Source organism: Acinetobacter sp. 1000160, from assembly GCF_000588715.1.
In the GTDB taxonomy this organism is placed as follows: domain Bacteria; phylum Pseudomonadota; class Gammaproteobacteria; order Pseudomonadales; family Moraxellaceae; genus Acinetobacter; species Acinetobacter courvalinii.
Genome location: NZ_JFWP02000008.1, coordinates 136,652 through 161,200, shown reverse-complemented (window position 1 = coordinate 161,200; position 24,549 = coordinate 136,652). Strand labels below are relative to the sequence as shown.

Sequence of the window (24,549 nt, the reverse complement as noted above, 5' to 3'; positions counted from 1 at the left end):
TAAATTTAAAAAGGAAATTCTGCTGTGCTACTACGATAATCTCGTAACTTTTGCACATCATCATTAATTCCGGCTTTGAGGGCTTCAAGCGAAGGGTAATTCAGCTCACCATGTAAATAGTGAAGGAAGGTTACCCGCATCAATAAGCCATACAGATTAGCAGAAACATCAGGGAAATGTACCTCTAATCGCCATTCTGGCTGGTCTTGTTTGATGGCTGGGCGTGTTCCCACATGACCTGCACCAAACAAACTGTCAGCTTGATAGCCAGAGATGCCATTAAGGGCAGGATCTGCATGTTTTATTTTTGCTGTAAGAGAGGCATCTTCACACACCACATCGACCGCATAAATCCCGTTTAAGCACGGTTTATGGCGGTTTAAACGCACATTAATCGTTGGGAAATCAAGAGTGCGACCAATTTGATCACCATACTGGACACGGCCAGTGATGCTATACGGACGACCCAGTAATTTTGCCGCTAAGGCCAGATCACCTGCTTGTAGGACCTGACGAATACGGGTTGAACTGACCCGTTCACCGTTTAAGGCAATGGTATTTAAATTGGTGACATCAAAGCCATAGTTGCGTAGAAATTCGCTGTTGCCTTGACGATCTTTACCAAAATGGAAGTCATCTCCCAGTACAAGGCTTTGCGCATTCAGTTTTAATTTGAGTAGGTCTGCAAATTCTGTAGCATTTAGACTTCTAAAATATTGGTCAAATTTCGCAACTGCAATGTAGTCCACACCGAGCTCAGTTAAATATTCTACTTTTTCACGTAATGAGCTAATCCGTGGCGGAGCATCATAACCTTTAAAAAATTCAAGCGGTTGCGGCTCAAAAATCATCACCAATGTTTTTAAGCCTTGCGCAGCAGCCAACGTTTTGAGTTGAGCAATCATCGCTTGATGGCCGAGATGGACACCATCAAAATTGCCAATGGTTACCGCAGTCGGCGGTAACTGAAAATCTGGCGATAATGCGTTGAGACGAAGCAACTTCATGGGCGTTAAATACAGTGATTTTTGCAAAGGCTATATATTGCCATATTCTCAGCGTTTCGTCTTGTTGTTGTGTTTTTACACAGAAAATTTTCAATATTTAGAAGTTTTATATCAATTAAATTGATTCATTAAATAAAAATAAATCAATTTTTCTTATTTAATGATTAAACTAAAATAGTTGCATAGTCGCTTGATATCGAGATAGAGATGAAAAAGCCGTTTTATCAGCTAGAGCAGAGCACCGATGTAATTCGCCATTTTACCCCAAACTGGTTTACTGCCACCATGGGCACCGGGGTGGTGGCGATGATTTTAGCACAGCTGCCTTTTGCTTCATCTCTTTTGTTTATGCTTGCGACGAAGTTGTGGCAATTCAACATTCTGTTATTTAGCACCTTTACTGTGTTGTATGGCTTACGCTGGATCTTGTTTCCGACTGAAGCCAAGCAGATTTTTAGCCATCCCAATATGAGTCTGTTTTTGGGAGCGATACCCATGGGTTTAGCCACGATTGCCAATGGTTTTATCAGTTTCGGAACACATTTATATGGTGATATCGCCATCCAGATAGCCACTTACCTTTGGTATATCGATGTTGTTCTTGCTGTAGTGATTGCGTGGGTGGTGCCATTTTGCATGTTTAGTTGTCAGGACCATCAACTGCAACGCATGACCGCCGTCTGGCTGTTGCCGATTGTGGCATGTGAAGTTGCTGCCAGCTCTGCGGGCTTGTTATTGCAACATTTAGCAGCCGATCAGCATGCCTTGACCATCTTGATCACAGGCTATGTATTATGGGGAATTTCTGTCTTACCTGCCTTTGCAATTTTAACTATCCTGATGTTACGTCTGGCATTGCATCAGTTGCCTGAGAAAGAAGTGGCGATTTCTAGCTGGTTATGTTTAGGTCCGATTGGGACAGGGGCGTTAGCATTACTATTACTCGGTGAGCAGGCGCCACGGATCATGCAAGCGATGGGCTTTGAAGGCTTGGCAACGTTATTACCTGCTTTAGGCATCGTAGCGAGTCTGGTGTTATTAGGCTTCGGTTTATGGTGGTTTGGGATTGCGATCTTGACCACACTGCGCCATATGCGTACTGGCATTCCATTTAACCTAGGCTGGTGGGGCCTCACGTTCCCGTTTGGGGTATTTATTTTGGCGATCTTTAATCTGGCACATCAGTTACATATCGGTTTTTTACAGTATGCGGCTGTGGTTCTCAGTCTGCTGCTAGTCGGATTATGGGCCTTGGTGATGAAGAAAACGCTGGCAGGGGCATATAGCGGTCAATTATTTTTCTCTCCCTGTTTGGTCGCCTTACAGCAGAAGATGCAATAATATCTAAGGTGTGCCTGAGCGCACCTTTTTTGTGTCTCTATTTTGATTTGAACGAGTCTTTTTATGAATGCTGATGTAGCTCTGATTATGGCGTTGCCGAGTGAATCCAAAGGTTTGTTTGAGCAGGCAGGTATAGAAGTCCATTATAGTGGCATCGGCAAAATTAATGCGGCATTCAAGGCATTTGAAGTGATTCAAAAGACGGGATGCAAAACGCTAATTAATTTAGGCAGTGCAGGCAGTTCACACTTTGATGCACATAGTCTGGTTGAAGTCACGACTTTCGTGCAGCGTGATATGGATGTCTCCCCACTCGGTTTTGCAGTCGGGGTTACACCAATGGATGATGAGATTCCTGCTGACATCCATGCCCAGCCGCATTTTGAGTCTTTACCAAAAGGAATTTGTGGCACGGGTGATTCGTTTGAAACGGGCTTACCGAAAGTCAGCTGTAATCTGGTTGATATGGAAGGCTATGCCTTAGCTAAAGTGTGTCAGAAACTGGGTGTACGTTTGATTTCCGTTAAATATATTACTGATGGTGCCAATGATACGGCTCATCTGGATTGGGAAGAGAATCTGTTACTAGGCGCACAAAAATTATTGGCGTTGTATCAGGCGCATTTTTAAACACAAAGGCATAATATAGTTATGTATATGAACACATTTGAGAGTATTGTTAAGCTTTTAAAATTAAATAAATTTTTATCTTTTAATTGTATGACGATTATTCTGTTAAATGGAATAAATTATGATTCTAAATGAATCTGTAAAAAGTAGAATTTTCCCATGTTTTCCCAAAAAAATTGATAATTTGGACCTCCTTCATCAGGACTATTAGGAATAACATTAGAATGACTTAAGATTTCATAACTATTTGTAGTATTTTCAAAATTTAGAGTACATAAATATTCTTTCAGGAATTTGGCACCCAAGCTCGCTGGAGATTCATTTAAAATCATATCTAATTGATTGATTAGATTATTAGTTTGTAGTGCTAATTCTTGGATGGATATTGCTTTAAACTCTGTATTAACGATCCATTTTCTAAATGAATAATCTCCCCTTGTTTCTTGATTAAGAATACATGCAAGTAACTCATTAATATTGTCTATATAGGAAAACAAATCCAAGCAGAAAAATTGAATATAGCTTGCTTGTTCAGTATGAATATACAAATGTAAAAGATCATCTCCACAGTAAATAGGATTTTTTACTTCTATTATCTTACTTATTTGAAAGTCTAATTTTTTCATATTGAATAACTGAGTTTTCCTAAGATTAACATAATATTTTTTACAATAAATACTTAAGACTTTATATTTAGCATCACTATCCTAGTCAATTCTGTTTCAGTTTTATATGCCTTGAAAAAAAGCGACTAACAAAGCCGCTTTTTCTATTTTAATCGCTAAGATAAGGCGTGTGAAGAAAATTTAACGCGGCAATACGCCGTATAACATCACATGCACGGTATGCTCGATGCTGCGTTGAAACATACTACGATTACGTAGGGTTTTTCCTGTCACCATTTCAATCTGGGTCGAGAAATCCGCGTAATTCTGTGTAATGGCCCAGATATTCAGAATCAACAGTTCTGGATCAATCTCTGCCGACAATTTACCTTGTTCTTGCCAAGTTTGAATGACTTTAGCTTTACGCTTAAACAGTTTTTTTAACGGACCTTTCAAGATCGGCAAAATATGAGGAGCACCTTGAATAATCTCGAGTGCAAATAAACGTGAAGCCTTTGGCTGGTCACGTGAGCTTTCAATTTTTTGAATTAAATAATGCGTCAGTGCTTCTGTTGGTTCAAGTTCAGACTCTAAGGTCTGCAAAGGCGCCAGCCATTTTTGCAGAACCGTGGTGAGTACTTCCACATACAATGACTCTTTATTTTCATAGTAGTAGAAAATATTGGATTTATGCATATTTGCGAGCTGTGCAATCTCATCCAGACTTGCGCCACTAAACCCATAGACGGAAAAAACATCCAGGGCAGCATTCAGCAGTTGATTGCGCTTTTGTGTACTTTTTTTCTGTTCCATCTGCGAGCTTGATTCAAAAAATGTCATTGACATTGTAAGATAAATTGCCGGATTTGTGCACAGTCACAGAATTTTTTTATCGAAAAAATTATACTTTTTGGGCCAAAATTGGGGATGTGTTTGATAATTATTGAAATCTAAAAAAGGTCATACATATTTTGTAAATAATTCATCTGTTGGTCATCAATTGGAATCGTTATTTTTGATGATTTGATGCATTTTTTAGAAAAAGTGAAACGGTTTTAGGTGGCTAAAACCGCATCAAGGACTTGTTGTTCGAGTTGTGCAAAAGCAATACTCTTTTTACGTGGACGTGGCAGATTCACCTGAAAATTATGCGCAATATGGCCCTGATCCAGAAGGATAATTCGATCGGCCAACTGGACAGCTTCACTTACATCATGAGTCACCAGAATGGCGGTAAAGCCTTGTTCCTTCCAGAGACGTTCAATCAGGTTTTGCATTTCCAAACGGGTCAGGGCATCTAAGGCGCCTAAAGGTTCATCCAGAAGCAAAATACGGGGTGAATGCGAGAGCGCACGTGCCAGTGCGGCACGTTGACGTTGCCCCCCTGAAAGTTGTGCAGGCCATTGCGAGGCTTTCTCTTTTAAGCCGACTTTTTCCAGTAAGGTTGCTGCGAGTTGGTGCTGTTCTTTAGGTAGTCCCAGTTGAACATTTTGCAGAACGCTTTTCCATGGCAGCAGGCGAGGGTCCTGAAACATCACCCGAATGTCTGCATTGGTGATACCTTCACGAAAATGGCGGGCAGACTGGAATTTAATTTTACCATAACTGGCTTTTTCGAGTTGGGCAATCAGACGGAGCAGGGTGCTTTTACCACAGCCACTACGTCCGACGACTGCAACAAATTCACCGGCCTGAATATGCAGATCAAGATCTTCCAGAACCTTGACCTCACCATAAAACTTATACAGTTGCTCAATCAGAATATCTGCGCCATTGGCAGGGGCCTGAGCTGTTTCTGGTTCAGTCACAGGTTGCACCAGATTGTTGTCATAGAAATTTAGATTTAAATTACTCATCTTTATCTCCCTTTTATTTCTGGTAGCCTGCATGCCAGCGTAATAAATAACGTTCTAAACCTTGAGCCAAGACATCGGCCAATTTGCCCAGCAGTGCGTAAAGTAAGATACCGACCAGAACAATGTCAGTCTGTAAAAATTCCCGCGCATTCATGGTCATATAGCCGATTCCTGATTGTGCAGAAATTGTTTCGGCCACAATTAAAAGGACCCAGACCAGTCCTAAAGAGAAACGCAGACCGACCAGTATGGAAGGCATGGCACCGGGTAAAATGATGTCTTTATACAACTGCCAGCGGCTTAATCCATAGCTTTTACCCATTTCGATCAGCTGGGGATCGACGGAACGGATGCCGTGATAGGTATTGATATAGATCGGGAAAAACACGCCCACCGCAACCAGAAACAGTTTGGCCGTTTCATCAATCCCGAACCATAAAATCACCAATGGAATCAAGGCCAATGCCGGAATGTTACGGATCATTTGCAAGGTGGTATCAAGCAAGGTTGAAGCAATACGCGATGAGCCGTTGAGTAGCCCTAAAATCAGTCCCAATCCACCGCCAATCAGTAAACCCAGTAAAGCGCGACCCGCACTGACTTTGACATGCTGCCAAAGTTCACCACTGAGCAGTAAGTGCCAGAATGCACTTACCACAGCGCTTGGAGCGGGTAATACCCGACTTTGTAACAGGCCCGAACTTGAAGCAGCCTGCCAAACCAGCACCAGTAACACTGGAAATAGCCAAGGCAATAAACTGCTGCCTATTTTTTGTGTTCCACGTGAAACATTATTGATGGAAACTTTGCTATTCATGCAGTCTCCTTGGCCAAGGGCTTAGTTTCCTTGACCTCCGGCACGTAGTTATTGGCAATAATTTCACCAAATGGGCCAGTTAAATGTGGCTGTGCCAGTTTCTCGCGGGTTTTAAGGGGTAATAATGGGAACACCAGTTCTGCAAAACGGATCGATTCTTCCAGGTGCGGATAGCCCGAGAAGATAAAGGTATCGATACCTAAATCGGCATATTCCTGAATACGTGCCGCAACTGTTTCTGGATCACCGACCAAGGCGGTTCCTGCACCGCCGCGTACAAGGCCAATGCCTGCCCAGAGGTTCGGTGAGACTTCAAGTTGGTCTTTACGTCCGCCGTGAAGGGCAGCCATACGCTGCTGGCCCACAGAATCCATTTGCGCAAATTTTTTCTGTGCTGCGGCAATGGTGGCATCATCCAGATATTGAATCAGCTCATCTGCTGCTGCCCAGGCCTGTTCGTTGGTCTCACGCACAATCACATGTAAGCGGATCCCGTAATTCAGGGTACGCCCTTTGGCGGCTGCTTTGGCACGCAAATATTCGACCTTTTCTTTCACTGCAGCAGGAGGCTCACCCCAGGTCAAATAGGTATCGACCTGTTCTGCTGCTAATTCAGTTGCGGCCTCTGATGAACCGCCAAACCACAATGGAGGATAGGGTTGCTGTACAGGCGGGTAGAGCAGTTTGGCGTCATCGACACTGAGGCGTTCGCCGTGAAAGGTAAACGATTCACCGGTATGTGAGCGGGTCAGGATTTCACGCCAGATTTTGACATATTCAGAGGCAGTCTGATAACGGGTACTGTGATCTTCATAGAGACCATCACCCTTGAGTTCTTGCTCGTCGCCGCCAGTCACCAGATTAAGCAAAATACGGCCATTGGAGAGACGGTCAAAGGTGGCGGCCATCCGTGCAGCAAGTGCCGGAGTGGTAATGCCAGGGCGAAGTGCCACAAGGAATTTCAGCTGTTTGGTGGCATCAATCAGGCTGGCAGCGGTGATCCATGGATCTTCACAAGAGCGCCCGGTCGGAATCAGGACACCGGCATAACCGAGATTGTCCACCGCTACGGCAATCTGTTTCATATAAGCATGATCGACCTGACGAGCGCTCTTGCTGGTGCCAAGATAACGACTGTCACCATGAGTGGGAATAAACCAGAAAATATTCATATGCTTACCTATCTATTGAAATCACTTGGCTTGCCAAACAGCTTGTTTGATACGGATGCTGTTCGGAATAATGCCTTGCTGGCTAAAAATGTCCGCGAGTTGTTGTTGCTCTGCAATCACCTTGGCATTCAGTGGCGCGGCGGCAGAAGGGCGCGGACGACGTTGCACAAATAAACTGCTGACAGCTGGTTTAAGGCCTGTACTTTTGCCAATCAGGTCGGCAGTTTCACTCTGATGTTGCTGGACCCATCGATCGGCCTGATTAATCTGTTTTAGCAGTCCTGTCACCGCTTGAGGATGCTGCTGGACAAAATTCGGTGCTGCCAGATAAAAGGTATAATTGGGACTCAGATTTTTACCTGTCGCCAGAACTTTGGCCTGATCTTCCAGTTCTGTGGATGCGTAATAAGGATCCCAGATCGCCCAGGCGTCGACCGCTCCTTTTTGAAATGCAGCCCGTGCATCAGCAGGAGTGAGCCAAATCGGCTGGATATCACTCCATTTCAAACCTGCTTTGCGTACGGCCTGAACCAGTAAAAAATGTGCACTCGAGCCTTTTTGTAAGGCAATACGCTTACCTTTAAGATCGGCGAGCTGTTTTAAGCTGGAACCCTTTGGAATTAAAATTGCGGAAGCCAGCGGTTTTGCGGTTTCATAGGCAATGTAGTAGAGCGGTTTTCCTGCCGCTTGTGCATAAACCGGCGGGGCGTCGCCTGTGACTCCCACATCAATCGAGCCGACTGCGAGGGCTTCTAATATTTGTGGGCCAGCTGGAAACTCGTTCCATGTCACTTTGGCATTGGGAAACTCTTGTTCCAGAAGTTTTTGCTGCTTGGTAATGGCAAAGTTAATCGAACTTTTTTGAAAGCCAATCCGCAGCTGTTTAACACTTGGATCAATTGCCCAGACCGGGCTGCTCAGCAACATGCCCAGACTGGCCAAGGTGAGCAAAGATTTGAACCGACGGATGTGTTGCTGCATGACCATATCCTTATACTCAAATAGAAGACTTAAAATGGGCTTATTGCTTGCTCAGTAATGCATCTTGAATGACCAGTTGCTTGGGAATCAGCTTCTGGGCAAAAAATGCATCGGCTACATATTGCTGTTCTTTGGCAACCTTTTCGGAAATAGGCTGAACTCCAAAGCCCATACGGGAAATCGACGTTTTTAAAATATCGAATTCAAGTGCGGTCGGTTTTTCTAATAGTTTTGCAGCATCGTCTGGATGCGTTTTGACCCAGTCCGTGGTTTGATTGAGCGTGGTGACCACGGTATTTAGCACTTGCGGATGATTTTGTGCGAATTGGCGATCAGATAGATAGAATTGATGGTTACTGACCAGATGTTCGCCATTGGCAATGACACGTGCATGAATCTGATGCTCAGCTGCAGCCAGAAATGGATCCCAGATCACCCATGCATCGACAGCACCTTTTTCAAAGGCAGCACGTGCATCTGAAGGCGGAAGGTAAACGGGCTGGATATCACTTAAGGTCAGATTATTTTCTTCCAGTAACTTAAGTAATAGGTAATGCACGTTGGAACCTTTATTCAATGCAATACGCTTGCCTTTTAAATCCTGAATCGATTGAATTGGCGAATCTTTTTGCACAATCAAGGCTTCTGCGGATGGGGCAGCGGGCTGATTGGCCACATAGACCAGATTGGGATTGGCAGCCTGGGCAAAGATCGGTGGTGCTTCACCAGCCTCGCCCAAGACCACACTTCCGACGTTTAAACCTTCCAATAACTGGGGTCCGGCCGGGAATTCAACCCATTTCACCTGTACACCCTGAGCAGCAAGCGTTTTTTCTAATTCACCTTTTGCTTTGACAATCGGCAAGATGCCATACTTTTGAAAGCCGATATTTAATGTGGTGGTTTCTTGTTTTGTGGTGCTTTGCTGCTCAGGTTTTTTGGCACAGCCTGCAACACCCAACAAACTGGCAAGACTTGCCGCGATGAGGGTAGATGTTGTCCATGAGCGATGGTTTGAAATAGCCATGATGGTTGTGCTCCCCGAAAAATCAAAAGATTTAAATAGATGAGCAACTAAGCTAAAACTTTTTTTATTGCATAAAAAATAACAAATCGGGCTTTGTTTATGAGGAAAAGTGCAAAATACAAGATTGCATAACCTTATCCATAAATGGAATAAGAATTAAAAAATGAAACATATTAAGTTTTTGTTTTTAATTGAATTTTTATTATTTTATCGGTTGGTGAATTTATTCTTCATACAGACTTAAGCAGAGATAATGATGATGAAGAGAGATCTTTATCAAAAATAAACATATCTCTTCATCGTGCTAAATGCTTAGCGCAGTCTCTTTTTAAATACCAGAGAATTACGCTGATAGTTATATAACTCCTGACGCGCATTCGGTAAATCATCCACGCTGGCAGGGACAAAGCCCTGTTCCAGAAACCAGTGCGCGGTTCGGGTGGTAAGCACAAACAGTTGCTGAATACCTTGTTGTTTGGCTTTGCTTTCCAGAAATTGTAAAATCTGGCTACCGCGATTGGATTTACGATAGCTTGAATCCACAGCCACGCAGGCAATTTCAGCAGAACGGATTTCATCTGATCCGGCCGGAATCGGGTATAGGGCTGCACAGGCCAGGATCATACCGTCCCGTTCAATTACCGCAAACTGTTCAATTTCACTTTCCAGACGTTCACGCGAGCGATAAACCAGAATGCCTTCCTGCTCCAGTGGACGTAACAGGTTAATTAAACCGCCGACGTCATTGATATTGGCAATGCGGACTTCTTCATAATGCGCATCAGTAATCAGGGTACCGACACCATCACGGGTGAACAGCTCTTCAATCAGGGCACCATCATAGGCATATGAAATCAGATGCACACGATGCACTCCCGATAAAGAGGCCTGTTGCGCCTGTTTGAGATGGAGCGCAAATTCTGGATATTGTTGCTGGTTCTGTTGAATATAGGGTTCCAGCTGATGCGGATTTAACTCACGCAATAACTGGTGCTGCGTATCCATTAGACCTTGTCTTTCACCCAGGAAAATCAGTTTATCGGCTTTTAATGCAATCGCGGTCTTGGTCGCCACTTCTTCTGCCAGTAAATTAAAAACTTCCCCCGTGGTTGAATAGCCAGTTGGGCCCAGCAGGACGATATTATGGTTATCCAGATGACGCTGAATGGCATCAGTATCCACCGAACGGACTTCACCCGTAAGCTGGAAGTCGATACCATCACGAATCCCGTAAGGTTTGGCAGTGACAAAATTACCTGACACCACATCAATGCGAGCGCCGTACATTGGTGAATTGGCCAGACCCATCGAGAGTAGGGCTTCAATTTCCAAACGGATTGAACCCACCGCATTCATGACGCCACGTAATGATTCGCGGGTGGTAATGCGATGGTTCTGGTGAAAGGGCGTGTCAATATTGCGATCAAGCAGATTCTGGTTGATTTGCGGGCGTGCGCCGTAAACCAGAATCAGTCGGATGCCCAGAGAGTGCAACAGGGCAATATCATGAATAATATGCTGAAAATTTTCGTGCTGAACTGCTTCACCGGCAAACATCAGGATAAAGGTTTTATCACGATGGGCGTTAATATACGGTGCGGAATGGCGAAACCAGTGTACATAATCTTGGGTTGTACTATGTAACGTTTCAGTCATTTGGGTCGCCATGTGAATCTCAGAGATGTACCAATTGATCTGATTTTAACGAAAAAAATGAAAATATAAATCACTTCCTAAAACAACACCCCAACTTTTAGCGGTCAAGCGATTGGGGCTGTGCCTAGAAACCCATGATACGGATAATGCTGTTATCTTCCGAATTGACCAAAATATAGTCGTTGTTGATTTTGTACCATTGCTCGTTACGGCTCGGTCGAGGAAGATTATTATCTTTATAATCGACTTTATAACCGTTGCCACGATAGTGCTGTGGCATGACATAACCTGCCTGCCAGCGATGTTGCTTTAAGCGCTCGACACCACGTTCTTCACGCATACGACGTTCACGTTGACGATTTTCACCATCCGGACGATCAAAGCCACGACCATTTTGCCAGCCGCCACCGCGCGAATCCTCATCACGATCGTGCGGACCTGCAAAACTCCCCATGCTACTGAACAGGGTGGTTGAACCTAAAACCAAGATAATGAAAAATTTTTTCATGATGCACCTTATTGACTTCGGATGTCTCTCATGTGAACTACTGTACGTTAAAAATGCAGAGAAACTGTGAAGATCAATTCATTATTGTTTTAAAACAATGAAGAGTTTTCACTCATTTCTCTGAAAAAAACAGTTTTAACCTCAGGGTCCAATGTTATTTAGAATTATTGTAAGGATGAAATTAAGCTTGGGCGTCAATACTTTGCCCGTTCATCTCCAGACTATCGTCACCCATCAGGTACAGGTAGGCTGGCATAATGCTATCCGGTGTTGGAAGAACTTTCGGATCTTCTTCCGGATAAGCCTTGGCACGCATCGCGGTACGTGTACCCCCTGGATTGATGCAGTTAAATCGGATATTCGGATAGGTATTTTCAGCGGCAAAGATCTTGCTCATGGCTTCAGTGGCTACTTTAGAGACTGAATAGGCACCCCATAAGGCACGGGCTTCACGGCCGACACTGGAACTGGTAAATACCACAGAGGCATGTTCAGATTTCTGCAGCAACGGTAATAAGGCCTGGGTAAGGGCAAAAGGCGCACGTAAATTGACTGCCATGACATCATCCCAGACATCGACTGGATATTCTGCCAGTTCAACACGGTCACCGAGCATGCCTGCATTATGCAAGATGCCATCAAGGCGGCCAAATTGCTGTTCCAGTGTATTGACCAGAAGCTCGTAGTCATGCGTTGAAGCAGTGGAAAGCTGCAAAGGTAAGATTGCAGGTTGAGGCGCACCCAAACCTTCAATTTCGTCATAGATCACTTCAAGTTTATTCAGGGTACGGCCGTGTAATACAACGGTTGCACCATGAAGGGCATAACTCATCGCAGCAGCACGTCCAATACCATCACCGGCACCGGTGATCAGGATAATACGGTCTTTCAGCAAATCTGGACGAGGTTGATATTCTGAATATTTCATTGTTATGCCTCCTGTTTTTATCGTTAATAATTAACCCATCATACCCTGATTTTCTGACAAAACAGTGATTTTCTGTTTGAGCAGCTGGTGTAATTCGGGGATGGTGTGAATAATGGCATCGGCCTGCCAGGCCGCCAGATCATCACGTGTTTCTACAGGCAAATAACCATAAGCCGCCAGAATGGTATACATGTCTGCATTACGGCCTGCATCAATATCACGTGGATGGTCGCCGACATAAATGATGTCTTTGGCATCAAGATTAAGCTTTTTAGCCGCCAGATACATCGGTTCCGGATCGGGTTTGGTATGGCTGACATCTTCCGGGCAAACCAGTACAGCGCAACGATCGGACAGGTTTAAGGCCGCGAGTAAAAGCTCGCTTAAGCCACGAGGCTTATTGGTCACAATACCCCACGGGATATCGTGGGCTTCCAGTTCTTCCAGTAAAGGATACATGCCTTCAAACAGGTTGGTGTCGACTACAATATTGTCACCATAGACATCTAAAAAGCGCTGGCGATGTCCTAAAAATACAGGATCGGTAACCTCTAATTCGGGATAGACCAGTTTTACCATGGCACGTGCGCCTTCAGACACCTGCGTGCGAATGGTTGCGGCATCCACCACAGGGCGCTGCTCGTCACGGCACATTTGCTGAATGATACGGATAAAGTCGGCAGCGGTATCGATCAGCGTACCATCAAGATCAAATAAAACAGCTTTCATCACGCACCTGTATTTGTGGTATGAACCATATAATTCACGTCAACATTTGGCGCTAACCAGTAATGTTTGGTGATCGGGTTGTAATGTAAACCGGTCATTTCTTTGAGGGTAAGACCTGCATTGCGGATATCATGTGCCATTTCTGAAGGGCGAATGAATTTATGATAGTCATGCGTGCCTTTTGGCAGTAAACGAAGCACGTATTCCGCACCGATAATGGCAAATAAATATGATTTCGGATTACGGTTAATGGTCGAGAAGAATACATGACCGTCTGGCTTAACCAAAGCCTGGCAGGCTTTCACGATTGAAGCAGGGTCTGGTACATGTTCCATCATTTCCATACAGGTTACCACATCATATTGACCGGCCTGTTCCTGCGCCAGTTGCTCGACTGGGATCTGACGGTATTCAATATTTTCAACATTGTCCTGCTGGGCATGCAAACGTGCCACCGCAAGCGGCGCTTCGCCCATATCAATGCCTACAACATCGGCACCACGACGTGCCATGCTTTCTGCCAGAATCCCGCCACCACAGCCGACATCAAGGACTTTCTTGCCTGCCAGGCCGCCCACGCGTTCATCCACCCAGTTTAGACGTAAAGGGTTGATTTGATGGAGCGGGCGGAATTCAGAATGTTGATCCCACCATTTGGCAGCCAATGCTTCAAATTTTGCGATTTCTTGCGGGTCAACATTCAATTGCGACATGGAAGAGCCTCTATCAATATTTTATGGAGTTGTAATGATGATCAAATCCTTAGTTAAAACATTAAACCAAGCAGAGTCTTGCCGAGTTTTCATCTTATTTCAGGATAGACCTTCGGTTCGACCTACTTTTCTTTCGGGAAAAGTAGGCAAAACCATTGTCATCTGCAAAACCTGTTCATTTCTTGCATTTATCCAATTTATTGCAAAAACAATATATTGTAGATACCTCGCAGGTTGCAGATGACGTTGTCGAGTATCTAATTTCAGAGAATGTTTTGAGTCTGAATTTAGCTTAGTGTAGCGATTCTGGCAAAAAAAGCGATAAATCCAATAAAAAACTTCACAGAAGCAAAACGAATTGCTCGTGTTTGTTTTATATTTAGCATATAAACTTACGAAAAATGCTTAGAGGAAAAGCAAAGTCAATGAAAAAGTTAGTATTAAGTGGTTTGAGTGTGGCTGCATTAGCATTTTCAATGAATGCCGTGGCAGCTGATTTTGTGGCTGGTAAGGACTATACCGTGATTGCAAATCCTGGTAAAACGGTTGCACCAGCCGGCCAGCTCGAAGTGCGTGAATTCTTCTGGTATGGTTGCCCGCACTGCTTCAAGCTTGAACCGCATATGCAGGCATGGTTAAAACAAATTCCAAAAGACGTCTATTTCCTTCGTACACCGGCGGCAATGAATAAGGTATGGGAACAAGGCGCGCGTGGCTATTACGTTTCTGAAGCACTGGGTGTACGCAAGAAAACCCATATTCCACTGTTCCATGCGATTCATGAAGGTGGCCAGCAGATCTTTGACCAGGCTTCTCAGGCAAAATTCTTTGCCCGTTACGGTGTGCCTGAGCAGAAGTTTAACAGCATGTTTAACTCTTTCCCGATCTCTGCAAAAATTGCCGAATCAAATAAACTGGCACAGCAGTACCAGTTGACGGGTGTTCCTGCCGTGGTGGTAAATGGTAAGTATGTGGTTCAGGGTGAAGATGGTAAAGTCACTCAAGTAGTCAATTACCTGTTAGAAAAAGAACGTAAAGCCAAATAATTAATGCATTTACATATATAAAAAAGGACTGCCGCGACAGTCCTTTTTTATTTAGTCTTGTTCCAGCTGAAAGTCTTTTAAATCAATCTGGACTTTCTGGGTGGGCAACGACAAGGCCTGATTGACATACAGATTAATCAATTTCTCACGTGAACCGATCGAACGCTGATAGTAGCTTGAGTTCAACAATAAGGCCGCGCCATAGGTCAGTGACCAGATATAAGACAGGTAATCACGGATTGACATATCGTAATTCTGTGATTTTAAATATTTTTCAGTCATGTCTTTTAACGACACAATACGTTGTTGACGGATCGAGTAAAGCTCATCAAACAGATGCTTTAACTTGGATTCGGTCATGGTCAGATGTTCTTCTAACTGATGCAACAGAATGGTACGGCTTGGTGAAGTAAGGTGATAGAGCATGTAACGTGGTGCATACTCTTTGACATCCGTATTGTATTTATCTGAAATTTTTAAGATTTCTTTTTCATTCTGGATAATCAGTTCCAGCAGTAACTCATTTTTACTACGGAAATGTTTATATAGGGTGCCTTTGGCAATATCTAGTTCAGCAACCAGTTCATCGAGGGTCATTTCTTGGTTGTTTTCTAATAACAGCTTTTCTGCAACCTGCAAGATTTTTTCTTTACGAATTAAGAACTGAGTATGACGATCTGGATTCATGATGCTTATAAGCTCCTCATAGTGTTCTACACTGCATTTGCATTAGTGTCCAATGCATCATAACGCGAAGCAATGCTTTTATATATCAAACTTTGGTTTGGATATGATCAAGCGTTTTGAGGTTCCCAGTTGGAAATCCCACTGAATAATAGGCGCACTTGGGTCGCGGCATTGTCAATAAATAGGTTTTGCTGTTCGAGTAAATGATCGATCGTGTATTGTTTTGGCAGATTGATCCAGGTCATGGCCCAGGTAAATGACATATTAATCAGGATGGTCGAAAGCACCTGCAAATGCTTGGCTTCCTTGATATGTTTGAAGGTTTCGAGCTTGCACAGATCAATCGCCAGATCTTCGATCAGAAATTCAATTTCACGTGCGATGGCGATACGTACCGTTTCAGATCCGCCCCAACGCTCCGCAATCATAAATTGCCATTGTTGCGGGCTGTGATTAACCGCCTGTACAAATAATTCAATGCTGGTCCGGGTTTTGGCCGAACCACTGTGTAACAAGTAGCTTTGCCCCAATTGATGAATCAGGCTTTTTAAATGCAAGGAAACCTGATCGACCAGCTCTTGTCCGAGCGCATCCATGTCCTGAAAATGACGATAAAATGCCGTTGGAACCAAACCAACTTCACGTGCAACTTCACGCAAGCTAATGCTACTGAATGAGCGCCCAGCAGTGCTGAGATGGAGGGCTGCATCCAGTAAAGCCTGTCGACTCTGTTGTTTTCGTTCATCTCTAATCGACATGAATAAGATCCATTAAAACCATACCAAAGAGTCTAGCAAAAAAAACGGAAACTTTTTAGTCTTCGTACATTGCTAAATACAGATGTTTTTGATCTTTATGGATGCAATAGATATGCAAATTCCCCGCCGTATCTGAAAAAAGCGCTTTATTTTCCCCGTATTTTGAGTGGCTTATAACAAGTACAAAAAATATTCAAAAAATTAGTGAACAAGTGTTGACTCAGTGAACACAAATAAATATAGTGTACACATGTTCACTACATGAACATTTGTTCACTCAAAATAAATAGCCAGATACAAAACGAGGAACGTATGAACGCAGAGTTAAGTTATCAGCCACATTGGATTCGAGAAGATTTCGTTGATTTTATCTTGCAAAAGATCAAACCAACCTTCGCCTGGAAACGCATTCTTGCGCAAGTCACTGCTGTGCAGCCGCTGAGCGAAGATATGGTCTCCCTCAGCCTAAAGCCCAATCATCATTTTGATGTTCGCCAGGTGAAAGCCGGCCAAAGCGTTTTAATTACCCTGATGATTAACGGGGTCTATCAGCAACGTAGTTATTCGATTATTGAAGTTACGCCGCAAGGCGAAATCCGTCTAGGCATTAAAGTGCAAGGTGTAGTGTCTAAAGCAGCACAACAATTACGTGTTGGAGACAGCTTTGAAATCTCTCAGCCACAAGGTGATTTCGTCTTACATCAAGGTCAGCAGCCAGCATTACTGATTGCTTCAGGTTCAGGCATTACTGCGATTTATGCTTTATTAAAACAAGCGTTACAACAGCAGCTTGAACACGTGCATGTGCTGTATTTTAACCGTGCTGAAGTATTGCATCAGGACATCTTGGCCTTGGCTGAGCAATATCCACAGTTGCACTATCACTTCTTTAATACGGCACAGCAAAAACAGCATTTAGATGCGGCATTGTTAGAAAAGTTAGTCCCGAATTTTAAACAGATGCAAGCCTATGCCTGTGGTCACCACAGCATGATGAAACAGGCGCAACAGATTTATACCCAGCATGCGGCAGCGGAAAACTTTCATCAAGAATTTTTCCAACCTGTACAAGTCGAGCACTCCAGTGAAGCACAACCGGTTAGCTTCCGTCGTGCACAACAGAATTTTATTGCAACGACCAATCTGCTGAGCAGTGCAGAGCAAGCGGGCTTACGACCACAACATGGTTGCCGCATGGGTGTGTGTAACCGTTGTAGCTGCACCAAAGTTAGCGGCGTGACCCAGAACCTGCTCACGGGTGAAATTGATGATCAACCGAATCGTCCAATCAAGTTATGTGTGAGCCAGGCACTGAGCCCAGTTACCATTGACCTATAAAAACAAAGATATTTGAGGATCAGCACAATGAATATGGCATTAGAGTTTAAAAACGCATCCAAGTCAGCACATTTAACCCCTGAACAGGTTGAAGAGTTTGGTCGCCGTGTCGAGCAAATCCGACTGGAAGTGATGCAAAACCTTGGTGAGCAGGATTCAAAATATATTTATAAAGTGCGTAATTTCGTGCGTTATACCGAAATCGCATCGCGTGGCATGCTGATGTTCGGTGGCTGGATTCCACCGGTATGGTTACTGGGAACCGCCATGCTGGGTGTGTCTAAAATCGTCGAGAATATGGAGCTGGGCCATAACGTGATGCATGGACAGTTTGACTGGCTCAATGATCCAAGTTTACGTGGTGAAGATTACGACTGGGACAATACCTGTTCAGGCAATGACTGGCGCTATACCCATAACTATATGCACCATACCTATACCAATATTGTCGGTAAAGATCATGATGTGGGTTATGGCATTTTACGTGTCACAGAAGACCAGAAATGGGAAGTACGCCATTTGGCCAATATTCCGTTGGCCTTACAGTTAATGTTCTTTTTCCAGTGGTATGTGGGGGTACAAAACCTGCATCTGGAAGATGCACTGGTGTATAAAACCAAAACCTGGAAACAGGTCTGGGCAGATGCGGCGGAGTTCCGTAAAAAAGCCAGACGCCAGGTGCTGAAAGATTATGTATTCTTCCCGGCTATTGCCACTGTCAACTTTATTCCAGTATTGGCGGGTAATGCCGTAGCCAATATTATCCGGAACCTGTGGTCATCAGCTGTGATTTTTAATGGTCACTTTACTGAAGATGCCGAGACCTTCGAAGCGGACAATACCGAGAACGAGACCAAGGCTCAGTGGTATCTGCGCCAGATTCGTGGTTCGAGTAACTTCACCGGCGGGAAGTGGATGCACTTCATGAGCGGTAATTTAAGCCATCAGATCGAGCATCATTTATTTCCGGATATGCCTGCCAATCGTTATGAACAGGTGGCACCACAAATCAGGGCCTTATGTGCCGAATATGGCGTGAATTATAACGAAGCCAACTTTATGAAGCAGTTCTGGACGGTGTGGGTGCGTCTGACCAAATGTTCATTGCCAAATGACTTCTCTGCGCAACTGGCACAAGGTTGGAGCAACCTTAAGTCAAAGTTTAAGTTTGCTTAATTGGGTGAATTGTAACGAATAAGTAAAACTGAAAGCACGTGTAATTGAGCTATACTATGGCGCAATGATATTTGAGCCATAGTTTTAAGGAATCGTTATGCGTATTGACCAAAGAGCATTAAACCAATTACGTGAGGTAAAAATTACCCGTAACTATACCCGTTACGCAGAAGGCTCAGTTTTGGTTGAGTTTGGTCATACTAAAGTGTTGTGTACGGCGAGTATTGATAACTCGGTACCACGCTTCCTGAAAGGTCAGGGTCAAGGCTGGGTAACTGCTGAATATGGCATGTTGCCACGCTCAACCCATACCCGTAGTGATCGTGAAGCGGCGCGTGGTAAACAAACCGGTCGTACTCAGGAAATCCAGCGTCTGATTGGCCGTAGCTTACGTGCCATGGTGGACTTGAAGAAGTTAGGTGAGAACACCATTACCATCGATTGTGATGTGATTCAGGCCGATGGCGGTACCCGTACTGCGGCAATCACCGGTGCAGCAGTGGCTTTAGTCGATGCCATGAATGTATTGCTCAGCAACAAGAAAATTAAACAGGACCCATTAAAAGGTCTGGTGGCAGCAATTTCAGTGGGCATGTATCAGGACGAAGTCCTCCTTGATCTATGCTACGAAGAAGATTCAAATTGCCAAACCGATTTGAACGTGGTGATGACACAAGCGGGTGAATTTATTGAAATTCAGGGTACGGCAGAAGACAAGCCGTTTACCCGCCAGCAGTGCAATGCCATGTTAGAGCTTGCAGAAAAAGGAATCATGGAGTTGATTCAGAAGCAACAGCAGGCACTCGGTTGGTAAGTTCCAGTTGATAGTGCGGGCGGTCTGGTATGTTTAGACCGCCTTTTTTTTATCTGTTTTTTGTCATCAAACTGCGATCAAATCATCATCGAACTGTCATTTAGATTGTATTGACTATCTGCACTGATATTGAACGGATCGTCAAATGCGAAATTTCTTTTTAGCCTTACTTGCTGGGAGCTGCCTGTTACTCAGTGCCTGTAACGATAGCGATAGTGGCGATAACAATAACGCTCAGCCAGAGCCGAAGCCACCTACCTCAAACTGCAAGATGCATTGCGCCCCTTAAAGAATAACAATAAGGAAATGAATAAAATGAATCGTCGTGACTTTTTATTAAATTCGACTAAGGCACTATTTGGGACTGCGGCGCTGACCAGTTTTCCAATGAGTATTCAAAAGGCACTGGCGATTGATGCCAAGGTCGAAACCGGCACCATCAAAGACGTGAAACATGTGGTGATCCTGACTCAGGAAAATCGCTCTTTTGATAATTATTTTGGCACCTTGAAAGGGGTACGTGGATTTGGCGACCGTTTCACCATTCCTTTAAGTGAAGGTCGTAAAGTCTGGGAACAGTACGATGCCAAAAAGAACAAGGTCTATCCGTATCATCTGGACAGCAGCCGCGGCAATGCGCAGCGGGTCAGTGGCACACCGCATTCATGGACCGATGGTCAATATGCCTGGGATCATGGCCGGATGGGGAAATGGGTGCAATACAAGCAGCCACAATCGATGGGCTATTACAAACAACAGGAAGTTGAGTTCCAGTTTGCCTTAGCCAATGCGTTTACCTTGTGTGATGCATATCACTGCGCCATGCACACCGGAACCAACTCTAACCGTATGTTTATCTGGACGGGAACCAATGGTCCAACTGGGGCCAATGTTGCCAGCGTGGTCAATGATTTGGACTCGATTGGGTCATCTCTCACCGGTTATGACTGGACCACTTATCCTGAACGCTTACAGCAAGCAGGCGTCAGCTGGAAAGTCTATCAAAACATGCCGGATAACTTTACCGATAACCCCTTGGCTGGTTTTAAAAAGTACCGCCGTGCCAATGAATTATCTGGCAAACCAGTCAATAACAGTACCATTTGCCCAGCTTATGACCCGGCGATTGATGCCAGACAACCCTTGTATAAAGGAATTGCCAATACCATGCCAGATGGCGGTTTCCTTGGTTCATTTAAAGATGATATTGCCAAAGAGCAGTTACCGCAGGTGAGCTGGCTGGTGGCTCCTGCAACCTATAGTGAACATCCGGGTCCTTCAAGCCCTGTGCAAGGCGCATGGTATATTCAGGAAGTCCTCAATGCACTCACAGCGCGTCCGGAACTATGGAGCCAGACGGTTTTCCTGATTAACTTCGATGAAAATGATGGCTTCTTTGACCATGTACCTTCACCAAGTGCACCTTCGATGGATATATCCGGTGAGGTCTATGGCAAATCGACCTTAAGCAAGGAACAGATGTCCTATGAGTATGCAACACATGCCAAGGCATCCAGTGGCCAACCGAATTTTACCAATCTAGAGGTCAGTAATGGGGTCGGGGTCTATGGGCCAGGAATCCGTGTACCGATGTATATCATTTCACCGTGGAGCCGTGGCGGCTGGGTTAACTCACAGGTGTTTGACCACTCCTCCGTAATTCGCTTCCTGGAACAGTGCTTTGGGGTACAGGAACCGAATATCAGTCCTTATCGTCGTGCCGTATGTGGTGATTTAACCTCGGCCTTTAACTTTAAAACCCCGAATTTACTGCCTATGCCAGATCTGGCAGGTAAGAAGAGTAAAGCTGATGCGGATGCAATTCGCAAAGCACAGGAGCAATTAGCGCAAGTCAGCCGTCCAGACAGCCAGACGTATCCTGTTCAGGAACTGGGTATCCGACCATCGCGTGCCTTGCCATATATTTTGCACACCAGTGCCAAAGTGGATAGCAGCGCGAAAACAGTCAAACTGATGTTCTCTAATACTGGGACACATGCAGCCGTATTTCATGTCTATGATAAATTGAATCTGGATGCGGTACCGCGCCGTTATATGGTGGAGGCAGGCAAGCAACTGGATGATATTTGGCAGAGCAAGGACAATCAGTATGATCTGTGGGTATTGGGACCCAATGGTTTTCATCGCAGCTTTAGCGGTGACCTGACGCAGCTCGCACAAATTCAGGCATTGCCAGAAATCCGGGTCTGTATGGAAGAATGTGATCCCAAACTGTTCCTGAAAGTACGTAATGATGCGGGGCAGACTGCAAAGTTGTTGGTCAAAGCCAATGCCTATTTGCCGAATAAGACTTGGCACATTGAAACGGCTGCGGTTGAACAGGAACTGAGCTGGGATATGAGCGAGTTCGGCGGCTGGTATGATTTTACCGTCACCATTGAAAATGATCCGAGCTATCGCCGTCGTTTTGCTGGGCGTATTGAAACCAATGCAGACTCGATTTCTGATCCGTATATGGGCTTTATGGAGTTATAAATTATTGGATGAGATCAGAAAAAGCAGTCTAGGTAAGCACTTGGGCTGCTTTTTAGATTGGATTAGCGTAATAAAAAGTAAAGACAGAGTGCGATCAGCAGCGACACACTAAGAAAACCCGCTACACATACTTCAGTACTGTCAAAATCCACCCGCTGCCCGAAACGATAACAGCGGACAACCGCATAACCGATACTACGGATCAATCCTTCAAACAGAATCTCAAAGATCACATTCATAAATACAAAGCGGAACAACTTAAAAAGTAAGTGGAATAAAGCCTCAAATATGCTGTCCATCATTATTATTTTAATCAGTCATGGTGCTGAGCATTGTCGGCTTACACAGCAAGAAAGGAAAGCAGACATAAAGCCAGCATCGTCAACACAACATTACCGAGAGTTTACATGCCTGTAACACAGCCCACTGATTTGACTCATTTAAATTTGCTAGATTGAGGCAAATTGAAACAAACACATTGAAGGGAAAGCATGTTACAGGTATTTTTGGTGTTACTCACCGCAGTAACTTTTGTTTTAATGGCGGCAGATCCACGCCCCACTGATTCGACCGAAGCCAAATCAGCGTGGCAAGTTGAAACGACAGAAGTCGCTAAGAACACAGAAATTTTGGTTTCCCAAAAGCATGAGTCTCAAAACAAACAGACCGATCAGGCTTAAGCGTTAAAACGCATCGATAAATCAACCGCTGTTACATCTTTGGTCAATACACCCATTGAAATGTAATCCACGCCAGTGGTCGCCACTTCACGTAAATTTTCAATAGTGATATTGCCCGATGCTTCTAGCTTGCAGCGACCTGCAACGTGTTTCACTGCATCAATCATCTGTTGCTGACTAAAGTTATCCAGCATCACGATATCAGCCCCTGCTTCTAGGGCCTGATTTAACTCATCCCAAGTTTCCACTTCGACTTCGACCGGTTTGCCCGGTGCGATTTCATGGGCTTTGGTGATGGCCTGGGCAATGCCGCCAGCAGCCATAATATGATTTTCTTTAATCAGAAATGCATCAAATAAACCCAAGCGGTGATTTTGTCCACCACCGATGGCTACCGCATATTTTTGTGCGATACGCAGGCCTGGCAAGGTTTTACGGGTATCCAGCAGTTTGGTATGTAAACCATCAAGCTGTTTAACGTAATTTGCAGTTTTAGTCGCAACCGCAGACATGGTCTGGATAAAATTTAAAGCTGGACGTTCTACTGTGAGTAAGCTGCGCGCTGAACCAGCGAGTTTGAGGAACGCTTCATTTGCCGCAACAACGTCACCTTCTTGCTTTAACCAGGTCACTTGCACGCTGTTGTCATAGGCTTGAATCAAGGCATTCACCCAAGGCTGACCAGCCAAGACCATCTCTTCACGGCTAATAATGGTCGCAGTGGCTTGCTCATCGACTGGTGTAAGCATGGCGGGAATATCGCCATCCCCAATATCTTCCTGTAATGCTTGTTGAATATTGATTTGAATAGATTGTTCAAGCAAAGATTGAGGAATACTCATACCATTTCCAGTGTATGTTTGACTAAAAAACGTGTCTCATATATTAACATCCTCCCTGTAAAAAATAAGTATTTCATCTCGATTATTCTGGAGAAAGCATGGCAGAATGGCGCCTATACAGATTAAATTGCTGATTCGAGTCACAATGCAACACGCTAGATTTGCTCAAGTACAAGAGGGTATATTGGTGGGAGCGACCCAGATTGCCTCGCCTAATTTTAATGCACGACCTGCCGGAACCGATATTCAACTGATCGTTATCCACAATATCAGTTTGCCGCCTTCCCAGTTTGGTGGGGGCTATATTCAGCAATTTTTTCAGAACCAGCTGGACTGGTCGCTCCATCCTTATTTTCAGACTATTGAAGGGATGCAGGTCTCGGCACACCTGCTGATTTTGCGCACAGGTGAAGTCATTCAGTTTGTGAACTTTAATGAGCGTTCCTGGCATGCAGGACGTTCAAGCTATCTTGCGCAGAAAGAATGTAATGATTATTCGATCGGGATCGAACTGGAGGGGAGTGATGATTTACCCTTTGAGCCCGAACAATACCAGTCTCTGGTTGAAGTGGTCAGCACCTTACAGCAGGCTTACCCAAAAATTCAGAATCATCTTGCAGGGCATTCTGACATTGCACCCAAACGCAAAACCGATCCAGGTGAGTATTTTGATTGGCCATTGTTCCGGAATTTGCTTGCTCAACACAAGTTAGCCGAAAAAACATCGATAGATTTATAATTT

26 protein-coding genes are annotated in these 24,549 nt (G+C 44.4%); 9 read left to right on the top strand and 17 right to left on the bottom strand.

What is annotated here, in order from left to right; genetic code table 11:
* Positions 1-5: 5 nt before the first annotated feature.
* On the bottom strand, positions 6-1,007 hold the full coding sequence (gene ribF / locus J699_RS03520; protein WP_032870811.1) for a riboflavin biosynthesis protein RibF: 1,002 nt from the start codon (positions 1,005-1,007) through the stop codon (positions 6-8).
* Between the two features lie 207 nt (positions 1,008-1,214).
* Here ribF and J699_RS03525 point away from each other — a divergent pair, with 207 nt between their 5' ends.
* Positions 1,215-2,348 (top strand): TDT family transporter, encoded by a 1,134-nt coding sequence (locus J699_RS03525; RefSeq protein ID WP_032870812.1) that lies wholly within the window; start codon positions 1,215-1,217, stop codon positions 2,346-2,348.
* 63 nt (positions 2,349-2,411) lie between these two features.
* Complete coding sequence (locus tag J699_RS03530; protein ID WP_032870815.1) at positions 2,412-2,978, top strand: 5'-nucleosidase; 567 nt, start codon at positions 2,412-2,414, stop codon at positions 2,976-2,978.
* A 119-nt stretch (positions 2,979-3,097) separates the two neighbouring features.
* Here the strand turns inward: J699_RS03530 and J699_RS19845 are convergent, their stop codons facing one another.
* The 12 genes from J699_RS19845 to ubiG form a co-directional block, all read right to left on the bottom strand.
* A complete protein-coding gene (locus tag J699_RS19845) occupies positions 3,098-3,604 on the bottom strand; it encodes a hypothetical protein (RefSeq protein WP_228131952.1) in 507 nt (168 codons plus the stop codon).
* Positions 3,605-3,784: 180 nt separating this feature from the next.
* The gene (locus J699_RS03540) at positions 3,785-4,396 is read right to left on the bottom strand and encodes a TetR/AcrR family transcriptional regulator (protein ID WP_005228225.1); all 612 of its coding nucleotides are present in this window, start codon (positions 4,394-4,396) and stop codon (positions 3,785-3,787) included.
* A 242-nt stretch (positions 4,397-4,638) separates the two neighbouring features.
* Positions 4,639-5,439 (bottom strand): ABC transporter ATP-binding protein, encoded by an 801-nt coding sequence (locus J699_RS03545; RefSeq protein ID WP_032882952.1) that lies wholly within the window; start codon positions 5,437-5,439, stop codon positions 4,639-4,641.
* A 13-nt stretch (positions 5,440-5,452) separates the two neighbouring features.
* A complete protein-coding gene (ssuC, locus tag J699_RS03550; RefSeq protein ID WP_032870819.1) occupies positions 5,453-6,256 on the bottom strand; it encodes an aliphatic sulfonate ABC transporter permease SsuC in 804 nt (267 codons plus the stop codon).
* Entirely contained in the window at positions 6,253-7,428 is a 1,176-nt protein-coding gene (ssuD, locus tag J699_RS03555) for an FMNH2-dependent alkanesulfonate monooxygenase (protein ID WP_032882951.1), read from the bottom strand. The genes ssuC and ssuD overlap by 4 nt, the downstream gene beginning before the upstream one ends.
* A 21-nt stretch (positions 7,429-7,449) precedes the next feature.
* Positions 7,450-8,355 carry a sulfonate ABC transporter substrate-binding protein gene (locus J699_RS03560; protein ID WP_376746128.1) on the bottom strand — a complete coding sequence of 302 codons (906 nt, stop codon included), beginning with the start codon at positions 8,353-8,355 and terminating at the stop codon, positions 7,450-7,452.
* A 94-nt stretch (positions 8,356-8,449) separates the two neighbouring features.
* The gene (locus J699_RS03565; RefSeq protein ID WP_032870825.1) at positions 8,450-9,436 is read right to left on the bottom strand and encodes a sulfonate ABC transporter substrate-binding protein; all 987 of its coding nucleotides are present in this window, start codon (positions 9,434-9,436) and stop codon (positions 8,450-8,452) included.
* Positions 9,437-9,748: 312 nt separating this feature from the next.
* The gene (gene argA / locus J699_RS03570) at positions 9,749-11,104 is read right to left on the bottom strand and encodes an amino-acid N-acetyltransferase (RefSeq protein ID WP_005228233.1); all 1,356 of its coding nucleotides are present in this window, start codon (positions 11,102-11,104) and stop codon (positions 9,749-9,751) included.
* Positions 11,105-11,216: 112 nt separating this feature from the next.
* Positions 11,217-11,600, bottom strand: a complete 384-nt coding sequence (locus J699_RS03575; protein ID WP_004773416.1) for an RcnB family protein — start codon at positions 11,598-11,600, stop codon at positions 11,217-11,219.
* Positions 11,601-11,781: 181 nt separating this feature from the next.
* A complete protein-coding gene (locus J699_RS03580) occupies positions 11,782-12,528 on the bottom strand; it encodes a YciK family oxidoreductase (protein WP_032870827.1) in 747 nt (248 codons plus the stop codon).
* Positions 12,529-12,558: 30 nt separating this feature from the next.
* Positions 12,559-13,260, bottom strand: a complete 702-nt coding sequence (locus J699_RS03585) for an HAD family hydrolase (protein WP_171070887.1) — start codon at positions 13,258-13,260, stop codon at positions 12,559-12,561.
* Positions 13,257-13,970, bottom strand: a complete 714-nt coding sequence (ubiG, locus tag J699_RS03590) for a bifunctional 2-polyprenyl-6-hydroxyphenol methylase/3-demethylubiquinol 3-O-methyltransferase UbiG (RefSeq protein WP_005281465.1) — start codon at positions 13,968-13,970, stop codon at positions 13,257-13,259. The genes J699_RS03585 and ubiG overlap by 4 nt, the downstream gene beginning before the upstream one ends.
* 425 nt (positions 13,971-14,395) lie before the next feature.
* Here ubiG and J699_RS03595 point away from each other — a divergent pair, with 425 nt between their 5' ends.
* Positions 14,396-15,016 (top strand): thiol:disulfide interchange protein DsbA/DsbL, encoded by a 621-nt coding sequence (locus tag J699_RS03595; RefSeq protein ID WP_005281463.1) that lies wholly within the window; start codon positions 14,396-14,398, stop codon positions 15,014-15,016.
* Positions 15,017-15,067: 51 nt separating this feature from the next.
* On the opposite strand, the gene J699_RS03600 is transcribed toward J699_RS03595, so the two are convergent.
* Positions 15,068-15,703, bottom strand: a complete 636-nt coding sequence (locus tag J699_RS03600) for a TetR/AcrR family transcriptional regulator (RefSeq protein ID WP_005228246.1) — start codon at positions 15,701-15,703, stop codon at positions 15,068-15,070.
* Between the two features lie 107 nt (positions 15,704-15,810).
* Positions 15,811-16,461: a TetR family transcriptional regulator gene (locus J699_RS03605; protein WP_005228248.1), complete on the bottom strand. Its 651-nt coding sequence runs from the start codon at positions 16,459-16,461 to the stop codon at positions 15,811-15,813.
* A gap of 312 nt (positions 16,462-16,773) precedes the next feature.
* Between J699_RS03605 and J699_RS03610 the strand changes: the two genes are divergently transcribed.
* From J699_RS03610 to J699_RS03625, 4 genes are all read left to right on the top strand, one after another.
* The gene (locus J699_RS03610) at positions 16,774-17,799 is read left to right on the top strand and encodes a flavin reductase family protein (RefSeq protein WP_032870829.1); all 1,026 of its coding nucleotides are present in this window, start codon (positions 16,774-16,776) and stop codon (positions 17,797-17,799) included.
* Between the two features lie 33 nt (positions 17,800-17,832).
* Positions 17,833-18,975, top strand: a complete 1,143-nt coding sequence (locus J699_RS03615; protein ID WP_171070892.1) for a fatty acid desaturase family protein — start codon at positions 17,833-17,835, stop codon at positions 18,973-18,975.
* A 97-nt stretch (positions 18,976-19,072) separates the two neighbouring features.
* On the top strand, positions 19,073-19,789 hold the full coding sequence (gene rph, locus J699_RS03620; protein WP_032870832.1) for a ribonuclease PH: 717 nt from the start codon (positions 19,073-19,075) through the stop codon (positions 19,787-19,789).
* 315 nt (positions 19,790-20,104) lie between these two features.
* Positions 20,105-22,285 carry a phosphocholine-specific phospholipase C gene (locus J699_RS03625; RefSeq protein WP_032870835.1) on the top strand — a complete coding sequence of 727 codons (2,181 nt, stop codon included), beginning with the start codon at positions 20,105-20,107 and terminating at the stop codon, positions 22,283-22,285.
* A 62-nt stretch (positions 22,286-22,347) separates the two neighbouring features.
* Here J699_RS03625 and J699_RS0218860 read toward each other — a convergent pair whose 3' ends face one another.
* The gene (locus J699_RS0218860) at positions 22,348-22,524 is read right to left on the bottom strand and encodes a hypothetical protein (protein WP_228133446.1); all 177 of its coding nucleotides are present in this window, start codon (positions 22,522-22,524) and stop codon (positions 22,348-22,350) included.
* A gap of 252 nt (positions 22,525-22,776) precedes the next feature.
* Here J699_RS0218860 and J699_RS03630 point away from each other — a divergent pair, with 252 nt between their 5' ends.
* Positions 22,777-22,965: a hypothetical protein gene (locus J699_RS03630; RefSeq protein WP_032870837.1), complete on the top strand. Its 189-nt coding sequence runs from the start codon at positions 22,777-22,779 to the stop codon at positions 22,963-22,965.
* Here J699_RS03630 and nadC read toward each other — a convergent pair.
* A complete protein-coding gene (gene nadC / locus J699_RS03635; protein ID WP_032882950.1) occupies positions 22,962-23,807 on the bottom strand; it encodes a carboxylating nicotinate-nucleotide diphosphorylase in 846 nt (281 codons plus the stop codon). The genes J699_RS03630 and nadC overlap by 4 nt on opposite strands.
* 145 nt (positions 23,808-23,952) lie before the next feature.
* Between nadC and ampD the strand changes: the two genes are divergently transcribed.
* Positions 23,953-24,546: a 1,6-anhydro-N-acetylmuramyl-L-alanine amidase AmpD gene (gene ampD, locus J699_RS03640; RefSeq protein ID WP_032882954.1), complete on the top strand. Its 594-nt coding sequence runs from the start codon at positions 23,953-23,955 to the stop codon at positions 24,544-24,546.
* Positions 24,547-24,549: the final 3 nt, after the last annotated feature.